This is a genomic window from Rossellomorea sedimentorum, from assembly GCF_046237645.1.
Lineage (GTDB): Bacteria > Bacillota > Bacilli > Bacillales > Bacillaceae_B > Rossellomorea > Rossellomorea sedimentorum.
Genome location: NZ_CP143546.1, coordinates 3137271 through 3151276 on the forward strand (window position 1 = coordinate 3137271; position 14006 = coordinate 3151276).

The window sequence follows — 14006 nt, forward strand, 5'->3', positions numbered from 1 at the left end:
CCGAACGGCTTTGTCTTTGTGTGATTTATCCTTTAATCTTTTCGAATGCTTTTTCAGCAGCTTCTATGGTTTTTTTGATGTCTTCATCGGTATGGGCTGTAGAAAGGAACAAGCCTTCGAACTGTGACGGTGGAAGGAATACACCTTCGTTTGCCATTTCACGGTAATAGGCGGAGAAAAGCTCAAGGTCTGAGCTCTTGGCTCCCTCGTAGTTCTTTACTTCCTCGTTTGTAAAGAAGATGCCGATCATGGAACCTGCACGATTGATTGTATGCGGGATGTCATATTTTTCGGCAGCGGTGTGAAGGCCTTCTTCCAGTCTGTCCGCTTTTCTTTCAAACTCTTTATAACTTTCAGGAGTCAGCTGACTCAGTGTTTCATAACCTGCTGTCATAGCAAGTGGATTTCCTGACAGCGTACCCGCTTGATAGATAGGACCGCTCGGTGCAATCTTCTCCATAATTTCCGCTTTACCACCGTATGCGCCGACAGGAAGACCACCGCCAATGACTTTACCAAGACATGTGAGGTCAGGCGTCACTCCGTAAAATCCTTGAGCACAATTATATCCGACACGGAAACCAGTCATAACTTCATCAAAGATCAATAGTGATCCATGTTTCTCAGTGATTTCCCGGAGTGACTCGAGGAATCCAGGCTGTGGAGGAACCACTCCCATATTCCCTGCAACGGGTTCTACGATGACCCCGGCAATATCCTCCCCAAATTGTTCAAAGGCATAATTCAGGCTTTCAAGATCGTTGTATGGGACTGTAATGGTGTTTTCCGCTACACCGGCAGGAACTCCAGGACTGTCCGGCAATCCTAAAGTAGCTACTCCTGATCCAGCTTTAATCAGCAGGGAATCACCGTGTCCATGATAACAACCTTCAAATTTAACAATTTTGTTCCGTCCAGTGTATCCTCTTGCAAGGCGAAGGGCACTCATCGTCGCTTCTGTACCCGAAGAAACCATACGTACAATTTCAATAGATGGCACACGTTCAATTACAAGCTCGGCAAGCTTGTTTTCGACCAACGTTGGTGCTCCAAAGCTTGTACCAAGTTCAGCCACTTCTTTAATGGATTCAACAACCCGTTCATTCGTGTGTCCCAGGATTAACGGTCCCCAGGACAGGACATAATCAATGTATTCATTTCCATCGATATCATAAATCTTGGACCCTTTCCCTTTTTCCATGAAGATGGGATCCATATCGACAGATTTGAAGGCGCGGACAGGACTGTTCACCCCTCCAGGCATTACTTTAACCGCTTCTTTGAAAGCCTGTTTAGACTGGTCATAATTGCGCATGATAAGTTCCTCCGTTTTCTTTAAAATTAGGCATTTTCCTTTTATCTGAAAATGTCTTTTTTAAGTTTTACTGAGTATCGTTCTTGATCGAGAGCTTATTCGCCTTTGATCCAGGCTGCTGCATCCTTAGCTGCATACGTGATGATCAAATCCGCTCCTGCTCTTTTCATGCTCGTCAATTTTTCCATGACCATCGCTTTTTCATCGACCCAGCCGTTAGCTGCAGCCGCTTTAATCATCGAGTATTCACCGCTGACATTGTAGGCGACTACCGGTGCATTAAATTCTTCTTTGACGTCACGGATGATATCTAAATAAGACAGCGCAGGCTTAACAATTAGGAAATCTGCGCCTTCTTCCATATCCGATCGAGCTTCCCGCAAGGCCTCTCTCCTGTTTGCAGGGTCCATTTGATACGTCCTGCGGTCACCAAATTTAGGAGAACTGTGCGCCGCATCCCTGAATGGGCCATAAAAACTTGAAGAATATTTCACCGCGTAAGACATGATCGGAACATCTAGGAATCCCGCTTCATCCAACCCTTTTCTGATGGCGGCAACAAATCCGTCCATCATGTTGGAAGGTGCGATGATATCCGCTCCCGCTTCTGCCTGGCTGACAGCTGTTCTGGCAAGAAGGTCCAGTGTAGGGTCATTGAGGATTTTTCCGCCTTCCACTATCCCGCAGTGTCCATGGCTTGTATACTGACATAGGCAAGTATCAGCAACGACGACCATCTCAGGATAATATTCCTTTACAAGGCGTGTCGCCTGCTGGACGATTCCATTGGCATCATAAGCACTTTTGCCAAGTTCATCTTTTTCTGCCGGCACACCAAACAGAATAATGGAATGAATGCCGAGTCCGTTCAGTTCATCCAGTTCTGCTTTTAGATAGTCCAATGAAATTTGATAGACACCTGGCATTGATGCAACAGGATTCTTCACATTTTCACCTTCGACTACAAATAAAGGATAGATTAAATCTTCTGTTCTCAGGAAATTTTCGCGTACCATCGCTCTTAAGTTTTCTGATTGGCGAAGACGGCGGTGGCGGTTGAATTTCACGTCTTTCATACTTATTCCTCCCTGCTCTCTTCCTTAGAAATAAAATGTTTGGCTAAATCTTTTATCATTTCTTCAACTGTATACCTTTCAGGGACGACTTGTACAGTCAAGCCATTGCGATATGCAGCTTCCTTGGTTACGGGGCCGACACAAACCACTGAAAGGCTTTTCACTGCATCATGCAATCCGTGGTCATTGACGACCTTCATAAATCCCCTGATGGTTGAAGGACTTGTAAACGTTACGGCGGATATCCGTTGTTGCTGCAATAACGCAATCAACTTCTCTTCACTATCACTTGGAAAAAAAGTTTCATAAGTGATCCACTCATCAATCGGCATGCTTCTTTCCGCGAAATAGGATGAAATCGTATCTCTTGCAAGGTTACCTTTAGAAAGAAGAACACGTCCTGCTCCAGGAAATCTTTGGACAAACTCCTTCGCCATCTCAAGCCCGGAATATAATCGAGGAACAAAATCCACTTGTATCCCCCGGTTGTGCAAGGCCTTGCACGTTTTCTCCCCTACTGCGGCGAATTTCATATTGCCGACTTCAAGGGATAAGTTATGTTTCTTCAATTTTTCAAAGAAGAAGTGAACGCCGTTTTTACTAGTAAAAAAAATCCACTCATAGGATTTCAATCGTTCTAAGTATGTACTTTCTTTATCGTCTATATAAGGCCGGAAAGCAATCAGCGGGACAATATGGGGAATTCCTCCATACTGCCTGATAAGATCCGCCAACCCTTTCGCTGCCTTTTCTTCCCGTGTGACGAGAATTTCTCTACCCCAAAGCGGTAAAGAAAAATCCATTACTGTTCAAGCTCCTCTTTGACCTTATCAATTAGAGCCTTAGCGCCTCTTTCCGTCAGCAGTGCTGCAGCCTTTTCACCGACCTGGACAGGGTCAGAGCCTGTAACCGTTTCTTTATAAATATCTTTTCCATCTGGAGAAGCGACCAACACTGTCAGCTTGACCTCTTCATCTTGGAGCAGCTCAGCGTATCCGGCAATTGGCACCTGGCAACCTCCTTCCATCTTATGAAGGAAGGTCCGTTCAGCCGTAACCGTCTTCGTTACTTGCGCTGAAGCAAATTTACCCAATAAACCAAGAAGCTCCTCATCATCCTGACGGCACTCGATTGACAGTGCCCCCTGCCCAACTGCAGGCACACAAACCTCAGGATCGAGGAATTCCGTGACAACGTTGGAAGTCCAGCCCATGCGTGATAATCCCGCTGCTGCTAAAATGATTGCATCGTAGTCCTCATTCTCCAGTTTTGCCAAACGCGTATCAATATTTCCACGGATCCACTTAATTTCAAGTTCTGGACGCTGAGCAAGAATTTGGGCTCCTCGTCTCAAACTGCTTGTACCGATAATCGCTCCTGCAGGAAGATCAGCCAGTTTTACATGATTCTTGGAAATAAAGGCATCACGATGATCCTCTCTTTCCGGGATACAGCCGATACACAAGCCTTCCGGCAAGACAGCCGGCATATCTTTCATACTATGTACGGCCATATCAATTTCTTTTTCCAGCATTGCTTGCTCAATTTCTTTTACAAACAACCCTTTTCCTCCGACTTTGGACAATGTTACATCAAGAATCTGATCTCCTTTTGTAACGATTTCCTTTACTTCAAACTCAAACGATGGATCCAATTCTTTCAATTGGCCTATGACCCAATTGGTTTGTGTTAATGCAAGCTTGCTTCGACGTGAACCTACTATAATTTTTCGCATTATGTACCTCCTAAGCTTATGAATACCAGAAATGGAATGATGACAAGCGGCTGACAAGAAGGAAATTAATCAAGATCACCAGAAAAGCACCTATGTTCAACAGGGCCAGATTCTTGCCATAAATCTCTTTGCGCACTCGTAAATATAAGAACACACTGTAAATGATCAACAAAATAAATGAACCAATGATTTTTGGATCGTACCATAGAAAATCAGGCAGCTTGATGAACGCCCATTGAAGGCCGAGAATCAGGCTTAATAACAGCATGGCCACCCCGATGGCATTAAGGATATATGCCCCTTTTTCCAGTTTCGACAAATCACTGATCCGCCATAACCTCGGTCCCCACTTTTTCTCTTTCAGGAGTTTATATTGTAATAAGTAGAGGAGTGAGAACACGAAGGATAAAGAAAAAGCTCCGTATGATAGAATCGCCATGGTGATATGGATCAGCAGCAATTCGGAAACAAGCTGCTCTGCCATTGCATTGGATTCAACTTGCACAGGCGCAAATGTATGTATGGCCATGATGATGAACCCAAGAATATTGGTAAAGAATACTGTAAAGTCCACCCGCAGAACCCTGTTAATGGAGAGCGATAACGTAATAAGCACCCACGCATAAAAATAAAGCCCCTCAAAAATGGTGAGGACCGGGAATCTGCCTGTACGCATCATATAAAGAAACAAAAAAATTGTTTGAAGGACCCAAACAATTGCAAGAAGCCAGAAGGCAAACGCATTTGCCTTCCGGTTTTTGTTTAAGAAATCTATGAAATAAAATAGAATGCTGATAGCATACAGAACAATCATCAGTTCATGCAGCCTGGTCATTGTTTGTTCAAACATCGACTTTTAACCTCACTTATTGTTGAAAAGAAGGCTGGAGTTTAGCTGCCGCGACTCCTGTCTTTTCTTTCCCCTTGCTCTCAAGTGTTACTGCCTCAGTCTGCAATTGTTCCTCGATGTTGAAGATTTTGATGAATAAGTCCAGTTTCTCCTGACCGTCAGGTAATGCTGCCAGTTCCTTGACTTGAAGGATGGGATCCTTCAATAACTGATTAATGATACTCTTGGTATGTTTGTTTAAGACTTTCCGTTCCCGATCGGTCAAGTCAGGCATTTTTCGCTCGATGCTCTCCATGGTCTGACCCTGGATCATTAAGGCTTTTTCTCTCAGGGCGGAAATCACCGGCACGACTCCAAGCATATTGAGCCATTCTTTAAAAGTGACAATTTCCGCTTCAATCATAAGCCCAATGGATTCTGCCGCTTTTTCCCTTTCAGCCATATTTGACTGAACAATGCCTTCCAAATCATCAATGTCATATAAAAATGCACTATCCAGGCTTTCAATGGCAGGGTCGATGTCCCGCGGAACCGCAATATCCACCATAAACAATGGACGTCCTTTTCTCATGCGCTCGACTTCGACCATTTGATCTTTTGTGATCACATAGTCTTTGGCACCTGTCGAACTGATCAGGATATCAGCCTCAACCAAGGCGCATTGCAGCTCTTGAAGTGTTTTGGCATTTCCCTTGAACTTATCAGCAAGAGAAACCGCTTTTTCAAACGTACGGTTAATGACCGTAACCTTGGTGGCACCGCTGCCATGCAGATTCTTGATTGCCAGTTCTCCCATTTTTCCTGCACCAAGGATCAGCACATGCTTCCCTTTTAAATCACCGAAGATTTTCTTCGCAAGTTCAACAGCAGCATAGCTGACAGAAACAGCATTGGAACCGATTTCCGTCTCTGAATGGGCTTTCTTTGCCAAAGTAATGGCCTGTTTGAAAAGATGATTAAAAACAGTGCCCGTTGTACTGGATTCCTGGGCAGACAAAAAGCTCGTCCTGATTTGGCCAAGAATCTGCGTTTCCCCGACAACCATGGAATTCAAACCGCACGTCACGTTGAATAAGTGCTCGACAGCACCATCCTGCTCATATATGAATAAATAAGGAGTGAACTCCGCTTTATCGATATCAAACCATTGTGATAAAAATTCTTTAATATAGTAACGACCTGTATGAAGCTGATCTACGACCGCATATACTTCCGTCCTGTTACATGTAGAAACGATCACATTCTCAAGGATACTCTTTTTATCCTTAAGTGTTTCCATCGCTCTTTGCAGGTCTGCTTCATTAAAAGATAAACGTTCACGAATCTCGACAGGGGCCGTTTTGTAATTTAAACCGACTGTGATAATGTGCATAACAGAAATGACACCCCCAAATAATCATTAACTCTAGTATAACATGTACGACAAATATCCCATTCAAATAAATGTGAACATAAGATGAAACCTGTGGTAACATTAAGTGTAAAGGCAGCTCGTCCAGCTCCGACGGGCGTTGATTCTTTCACCAGATGAGGACGTTCTTTGTCCTCGGCTGGGGAAAGAATAACGACCCGAGGAGCTAGCTGCCTGCACCGGATAACATTAAAAGTGGAGCTGGCTCTTTCAGCTCCGACAGGCGTTGGCAGGCCGGCAGATGAGGATGCTCTTTATCCTCAACTGACGGATTGCAACGACCCGAGGAGCTAGCCAGCGGAACTGGATAACATTAAGTGTAAAGGCAGCTCGTCCAGCTCCGACAGGCGTTGATTCTTTCACCAGATGAGGACGTTCTTTGTCCTCGGCTGGGGAAAGAATAACGACCCGAGGAGCTAGCTGCCTGCACCGGATAACATTAAAAGTGGAGCTGGCTCTTTCAGCTCCGACAGGCGTTGGCAGGCCGTCAGATGAGGATGCTCTTTATCCTCAACTGACGGATTGCAACGACCCGAGGAGCTAGCCAGCGGAACTGGATAACATTAAGTGTAAAGGCAGCTCGTCCAGCTCCGACAGGCGTTGATGCTTTCACCAGATGAGGACGTTCTTTGTCCTCGGCTGGAGAAAGAATAACGACCCGAGGACCTAGCCGTCTGCACCGGATAACATTGAAAGTGAAGTCGGCTTGCTAAGGTCCGACAGGCGTTGATGCTTTCACCAGATGAGGACGCTCTTTGTCCTCGGCTGGTGAAAGCATAACGACCCGAGGGCCTAGCCGACGGAACTGGACAGCAACTAAGTGTAAAGACGGCTCTTTCAGCTCCGACAGGCGTTGGCAGGCCGGCAGATGAGGATGCTCTTTATCCTCAACTGACGGATTGCAACGACCCGAGGAGCTAGCCAGCGGAACTGGATAACATTAAGTGTAAAGGCAGCTCGCTCAGCAACACGGATTCCTTAAGTTAAACTGAAACAATTATATAAGTTATTAGCATAAGCCGGAATTCCTATGAATTATATACCCTATTTTCAAACATTTAGATAAGCACTTACATAATCTTATTCTTTTCGACATAGTTTCCTATGTTAGATTAACAAATCAGAACTCATTATTCAAGTTTACAAATCGGAGGAAATTATGAAAGGACAACGACTTTTTCCAGGAATGATCTTAATTGGATTCGGCATCTATTTTTATCTTCAGCAATCGAACATCATGGTATTCAGGGAATTCTATACATGGCCTACACTCCTAATCATTGTAGGTGCCGCCTTCCTTGCTCAGGGGTATAAAGGGAGAGATTATGAATCCATACTGCCCGGGACCATTCTCACGGGTTTCGGACTGCATTTCCACATCATTAATAAGATTACCATCTGGCCGGATCACATTGGAACATTCATTCTTATCATTTCACTCGGTTTTTTGCTCAGATATCAAAAAACCGGCAACGGCTTGTTCCAAGGAGTGCTTTTTCTTATACTGGCTATCATTCTTTTGTTTTATGATAAGGTTTTGATGTGGCTTGGCATCTTACAGGGCGGGGTCAACATGATCCGTGATTTTTGGCCGCTTATCATTGTCTTGATTGGCGTGTATCTATTATTTATCAAGAAAAAATAAAACAGGAACCGGCATCGGCTCCTGTCTTTTTCTTTTATAATATAGAATCAAGGAATTCTTTTGTTCTCTGCTCTTTCGGATTTCCGAACAACTCTTCGGGTGGGCCAACCTCCACGATACGGCCGTCATGCATGTAGACGACCCAATCAGCCACTTCACGGGCAAATCCCATTTCATGAGTCACGACCACCATGGTCATACCTTCAAGAGCCAGTTCTTTCATCGTGGCCAGAACTTCTCCGACCAGCTCTGGATCGAGGGCTGAAGTCGGTTCATCGAACAGCATGATATCCGGTTTCATAGCAAGGGCCCGCGCTATGGCCACACGCTGCTTTTGTCCTCCGGATAACTTCGAAGGGTAGACATCGGCTTTATCCTTCAGACCGACTTTGCTCAACAGCTCCATTGCTTCTTCTTTTGCCTGGACTTTTGAAATCTTCTTCACTTGAACAGGAGCTTCCATGACATTTTCCAACACGGTTTTATGAGGAAAAAGGTAGAAGTGCTGAAAAACCATCCCCACTTTTGCCCTGACTTCATTTAAATCATGGGTGCCTCTGTTCACCTCTTCACCTTCAATGATGATCTTTCCGCTGTCCTTGATTTCAAGGAAGTTCAAACACCTGAGCAGAGTACTTTTGCCGGAACCACTTGCTCCAATTAGGCAAACTACATCACTTTCTTTTACATTGATATCAATATCCTTTAGTACATGAAGATCGCCAAAGGATTTATTTAGCTTTTCAACTTTTATCATTTCCTGGGTCAAAGTATATCCCTCCATTTGTTTTGGAAGTCAGTTGTTATTAATCGCTCAATGACATACGTTTTTCTACAAAATTCACTAGTACTGAGAAGAACAGTACCAACACTAGATAGTACACGGCTACAATCAACAGGTATGTCATGTAATCGAAGTTATTGGAACCAAGTGTAGTGGCTACACTGAAGAGCTCGTACATGCCGATGAAAGAAGCAAGTGAGGAATCTTTCAAGGCAATGATGAATTGGTTGCCAAGCGGCGGCAACGCCCTCCTGAATGCCTGCGGAAGAATGATCCTTCTCATCGTCAACCCATTGGACATCCCCAGGGAACGGCCCGCTTCCATCTGTCCTTTATCGATTGACTGAATGGTACCTCTGAAAATCTCAGCTATATAGGCCCCATTATGGAAAGCAAGTCCAAGTACTACTGACCAAAAGCCTGAAATCTGAAGAGCTGTCAGCCCAAAGTAGAAGATGAAGATCTGGACGATCAACGGCGTACCACGGACAACAAATATGTAGATGTCAGCAATGATTTCAAGAACTTTCATTTTAGATATTTTCAAAAAGGCAAAAAATAAACCTATGAATATAGCAATAAATACGGATACCACGGTAAGCTCAAATGTTAACAGCATTCCTTTCAGGAACACATCAATGGTATCTGTGAATGTTTCAAAAAAGTTCACCCTATTCCCTCCTGTGCAATATTTTTAATCTTTAAAGTGTTTTAGGATAAAAGCAGACATTTACGGATAGAAAAAGCGAATGCGCAAAAATGTGCACATCCGCCCTAAATTTGATGATGGTTATTCTTCTCCCTCAGGGTCAGTTGTAATGTCTTCTCCGAAATATTCTTTGCTGATTTCTTCCAATGTCCCATTTTCTCTAAGTGTTTCCAGTGCTTCGTTAATTGCTTCAAGCAGTTCATCATTGTCTTGAGCAACAGCTATCGCCTGCTCACTGCGTCCAAGCAATTCTCTCGCATCGATTTCAAGACCTGCACCAATGGCTTCTTTACCAGTGACGAAATCAGTGATGACAGCATCATGCTTGCCTTTGCTTAATGCTTCAAGGGCCACTACATCACTATCATACGTCTTGATATTGTCCGTTACTTCACTCGCTGTGTCTGCATAGGTAGATCCTTTTGATACAGCAATCTCCATACCCTCTAAATCTTCAAGTGTTTTTACACCACTGTCAGGACGGACAAATATTTGTGGTCCTGAATAGTAGTATGGTGTGGAGAAATCTACTTTCTCAGCCCGCTCATCTGTAATTGTATGGCTGGCTACTGCTGCATCAAAACGGCCTGCCTGGACACCTTCAACAATGCCCGCAAATTTGAATTTCTTCTGTTCCGGGTCGAGGCCGAGTTCTTTGGCAACCGCCTCAGCCACCTCGATATCAAACCCCGTCATTGTACCGTCTCCACTGGTTACACTGAACGGTTTAAACTCACCGGATGCTGCATATGTAAACTTGCCTTCATTAACTAAGTCAAATCCACTGTCCGATGCGCTGCCTGAACCCGTCTCACTGGTCCCGCATCCTGAAATTAAAATCGCCGATAATGATAATGCTGCAAAACTAAATATTTTCTTCATTTTTCTGTTATTTCCCCCTCTAATCTATTTTTTTAGACCCTAGATATTATGGTAGCAAACTAATGAATAATTCACAAAATTCAAATATAATGATAAATCTGTAAATTCAAGTGTATTCAAGGCTTAGGTCAAACAAGTCCCCCTATTCCTTCTAAATCCATAAATTTGCCCATAAATCCTTAGTTTTCCTTTACCCGCCTTCATAAGTTTCAAACATCCGAAAAGTAATTTGATTGATAATAGTGAAAAATTATATTAAAACCATATAAAAAAGAGGGGATGTCCGCAGTGGATCCCCCCTCTTCCTGAACTCTATCGTCTTGAGTTAAGCGCCGCCCATACCTGGTCTTTGCCTAAACCTGTTTCTGATGAAAAGAGGATAATGTCATCCCCTTCCTCAATATCAAGTGCCTCTTTCGTAACTTTTAAGTGTTTTTGCCATTTCCCTTTTGGAATTTTATCAGCCTTTGTGGCGATAATGACACAAGGGATGCCATGATGCTTCAAAAAATCGTACATCATGATGTCGTCCTCGGTAGGGGGATGGCGCAAATCCACGATTTGAATAACCGCTTTCAGTTGTTCCCTCATCGTGATATAGGTTTCGATCATTCTCCCCCATGCTTCACGTTCTTTTTTCGATACTTTGGCAAAACCATAACCCGGAACATCGACAAAATACAAGCTCTCTTCGATTTTATAAAAATTCAGAGTCTGCGTCTTTCCTGGTTTGGAAGATATCCTTGCCATGCTTTTACGCCCGATCATCCTATTGATGAACGATGATTTCCCGACGTTAGAGCGGCCCGCCAGAGCGAACTCCGGCATATAGTCTCCCGGGTACTGCTCCGGCCTGACGGCGCTTATCACAAGCTCTACATTATTTACTTTCACTTCTCTCACCTACTAAAGCTGTTTCTAATACTTCTTCTATATGGGACACCGGCACAAACTTCAGATCTTTTCTGACACTTTCAGGGATATCATCAATATCCTTTTCATTGTCGATCGGAAGAATGATGGTCGTGAGGCCCGCACGATGTGCACTTAGCGTTTTTTCCTTCAATCCGCCAATAGGCAGCACACGGCCCCTTAATGTGATTTCCCCGGTCATGCCGACTTCACGCTTAATCTCCCGCCCTGTCAAGGCTGATACAAGAGCGGTTGCAATTGTGATACCTGCTGACGGACCATCCTTTGGAACTGCCCCCTCAGGAACATGAATATGAATGTCATATTTTTCATGAAAGTTTTCTTCTAGATCCAGCTCCAGCGCTTTTGATCTTACATAACTGAAAGCCGCCTGAGCCGACTCTTTCATGACATCGCCGAGCTTACCGGTTAGCACTAGTTTACCTTTACCCGGAGACAGAGATACTTCTATTTGCAAGGTATCTCCCCCTACAGAAGTATAAGCTAATCCCGTAGCAACCCCCACTTGGTTTTCCGATTCTGCCTGGCCATAGCGGAATTTCTTCTTGCCCAGGAATTCTTCAATATTCTTTTCCGTAATGATGACTTTCTTTTTCTCTCCTGAGACGATTACTTTCGCAGTCTTACGGCATAATGTTGCAAGCTGCCGTTCCAATCCCCTGACTCCGGCTTCCCTTGTATAATAACGGACAACCGACTGAAGGGCGTCTTCCCTTACCTGAAGCTGCGATTTGGTTAACCCGTTCTCTTGGATTTGCTTAGGAAGCAAATGGTTCTTCGCAATGTTGATTTTTTCAAGTTCTGTATATCCGGCAATTGTAATGATCTCCATCCGGTCACGCAAAGGGCCAGGAATCGTCGAGAGATCATTTGCCGTGGCAATGAACATGACCTTGGATAAATCATAGGTTTCCTCAATATAATGGTCACTGAAATTGGAGTTTTGTTCAGGATCCAATACTTCAAGCATGGCAGAGGAAGGGTCTCCCCTGAAGTCGCTGGACATCTTATCGATTTCATCCAGAAGGAAAACCGGGTTGATGGTTCCGGCTTTCTTCATACCTTGAATGATCCGCCCTGGCATAGCGCCTACATATGTCCGTCTATGTCCGCGAATTTCTGATTCGTCACGCACACCGCCCAGTGATACACGGACAAAATGCCTGCCGAGGGATTCAGCCACAGACTTTGCAAGACTTGTCTTACCAACACCCGGAGGTCCTGCAAGGCAAAGAATTGGACCTCTTAAGGATTGCGTCAGTTTTTGGACAGCCAGATATTCAAGCACACGTTCTTTTACCTTCTCGAGGCCGAAGTGCTCACGGTTAAGAATTTCCTCTGCCTTCTTGATATCAAGATCATCTTCTGTCTGGGCTGACCATGGCAGGGAGACAAGCCATTCAATATAGTTCCTAATAACAGAGCTTTCAGCTGAGCTAGTCGGGACTTTCTCATACCTGCCCAACTCTTTTAATACGGTTTTCTCGACTGATTCGGGCATGTCGGCTTCAGCAATCCGCTGAGTCAGCTCTTCAATTTCACCCGTCTTTCCTTCCTTATCGCCAAGTTCCTTTTGGATGGCTTTCATTTGTTCCCTTAAGTAGTACTCTTTTTGAGTGCGCTCCATGGAACGTTTCACGCGCTGTCCGATTTTCTTCTCCAGATTTAATACTTCTTTTTCATTATTGATCGTCTGGATTACAAGCTGCAGGCGTTCCTTTATGTCTTGCGTCTCAAGCACTTTTTGCTTTTCCTTCATCTTCAATGGAAGGTGGGAAGCAACAATATCAGCAAGCCTTCCAGGTTCATCTATATCTGAAACCGTGGAATACGTTTCAGCAGAAACCTTCTTGGAAAGCTTTATGTATTGCTCAAAGTAATTCAAAAGCGTCCTCATCAGGGCTTCTGTCTCTGATTCCTTTTCTTCACTATCTTCATGTGTAAAGATCGTTACTTCATAGAATTTTTCCTCATTTGTGAAGCTGCTGATTTCCGCTCTCTGAATACCTTCCACCAGTACCCTGATTGTTCCATTAGGAAGCTTTAGCATCTGTTTAACCTTTGTCAGCGTCCCCATTTTATAAAAATCGTCAACGCCTGGTTCATCTATATTCATATCTTTTTGGGTAGTCAGAAAAATATATTGGTCGTCCACCATTGCTTTTTCAAGCGCCTGGACCGACCGGTCACGTCCAACATCTAAATGAAGGACCATAGTTGGATAAACAAGCAGACCTCTTAACGGAAGGAGGGGAAGAGTCATTTCTTTTTGTTTTGCCATAATTACACCTCCAAATATTCTAACCCTTTTGCATCTCTTAAGTCTTTGTACAATTCTATCTTATTTATAAATAGGTGTCCATTTTATAGGGGCGGAGCTTCTTCTAAAGAACACTCTTTTCGTAAACATTGTGGCTATTTGATGAGATAGTTGATTTTCACTGCAGGTGCGTAACTCCAATCAACACATTCAAAATAGTTAATGTAATGAGCTTTTTAAAAAACAACCTTATAAAATAATGGCGACCTACACTTTAAAAAACCAAAACAGCCAAAAAAGAAAGGCTTGTTCGCTATAAGAGGGAGGACTGTTAGATTTCCTCCCTCTCATTTTACCGATAAAATCCGTTACAATCATGAATTATGCTTAGGGTTTATTTATCGTT

At 43.8% G+C, this 14006-nt stretch carries 12 protein-coding genes; 1 reads left to right on the forward strand and 11 read right to left on the reverse strand.

The features are described 5' to 3' along the window. Positions 1-25 precede the first annotated feature (25 nt). The 6 genes from hemL to hemA form a co-directional block, all read right to left on the reverse strand. Positions 26-1315 (reverse strand): glutamate-1-semialdehyde 2,1-aminomutase, encoded by a 1290-nt coding sequence (gene hemL, locus V1502_RS15525; protein ID WP_409251538.1) that lies wholly within the window; start codon positions 1313-1315, stop codon positions 26-28. 95 nt (positions 1316-1410) lie between these two features. Then, a complete protein-coding gene (gene hemB / locus V1502_RS15530) occupies positions 1411-2391 on the reverse strand; it encodes a porphobilinogen synthase (protein WP_409251539.1) in 981 nt (326 codons plus the stop codon). Between the two features lie 2 nt (positions 2392-2393). Further along, entirely contained in the window at positions 2394-3194 is an 801-nt protein-coding gene (locus tag V1502_RS15535) for a uroporphyrinogen-III synthase (RefSeq protein ID WP_409251540.1), read from the reverse strand. Beyond that, the gene (gene hemC, locus V1502_RS15540) at positions 3194-4126 is read right to left on the reverse strand and encodes a hydroxymethylbilane synthase (protein WP_409251541.1); all 933 of its coding nucleotides are present in this window, start codon (positions 4124-4126) and stop codon (positions 3194-3196) included. Before hemC ends, V1502_RS15535 begins: the two co-directional genes overlap by 1 nt. A gap of 16 nt (positions 4127-4142) precedes the next feature. Next, positions 4143-4976, reverse strand: a complete 834-nt coding sequence (locus V1502_RS15545) for a cytochrome c biogenesis protein (protein WP_409251542.1) — start codon at positions 4974-4976, stop codon at positions 4143-4145. Between the two features lie 16 nt (positions 4977-4992). Then, positions 4993-6348 (reverse strand): glutamyl-tRNA reductase, encoded by a 1356-nt coding sequence (hemA, locus tag V1502_RS15550; RefSeq protein WP_409251543.1) that lies wholly within the window; start codon positions 6346-6348, stop codon positions 4993-4995. A gap of 1198 nt (positions 6349-7546) precedes the next feature. On the opposite strand from hemA, the gene V1502_RS15555 reads away from it, so the two are divergent. Continuing rightward, positions 7547-8032, forward strand: coding sequence for a LiaI-LiaF-like domain-containing protein (locus V1502_RS15555; protein ID WP_409251544.1), 486 nt, complete (start codon positions 7547-7549; stop codon positions 8030-8032). Positions 8033-8066: 34 nt separating this feature from the next. Here the strand turns inward: V1502_RS15555 and V1502_RS15560 are convergent, their stop codons facing one another. From V1502_RS15560 to lon, 5 genes are all read right to left on the reverse strand, one after another. After that, a complete protein-coding gene (locus V1502_RS15560) occupies positions 8067-8789 on the reverse strand; it encodes an amino acid ABC transporter ATP-binding protein (RefSeq protein ID WP_409254367.1) in 723 nt (240 codons plus the stop codon). A gap of 49 nt (positions 8790-8838) precedes the next feature. Continuing rightward, entirely contained in the window at positions 8839-9486 is a 648-nt protein-coding gene (locus tag V1502_RS15565) for an amino acid ABC transporter permease (protein ID WP_409251545.1), read from the reverse strand. 120 nt (positions 9487-9606) lie between these two features. Further along, positions 9607-10407 carry a transporter substrate-binding domain-containing protein gene (locus V1502_RS15570; RefSeq protein WP_409251546.1) on the reverse strand — a complete coding sequence of 267 codons (801 nt, stop codon included), beginning with the start codon at positions 10405-10407 and terminating at the stop codon, positions 9607-9609. A 312-nt stretch (positions 10408-10719) separates the two neighbouring features. Then, complete coding sequence (gene yihA / locus V1502_RS15575; protein WP_409251547.1) at positions 10720-11301, reverse strand: ribosome biogenesis GTP-binding protein YihA/YsxC; 582 nt, start codon at positions 11299-11301, stop codon at positions 10720-10722. Beyond that, a complete protein-coding gene (gene lon, locus V1502_RS15580) occupies positions 11288-13621 on the reverse strand; it encodes an endopeptidase La (RefSeq protein ID WP_409251548.1) in 2334 nt (777 codons plus the stop codon). Before lon ends, yihA begins: the two co-directional genes overlap by 14 nt. Positions 13622-14006 lie beyond the last annotated feature (385 nt).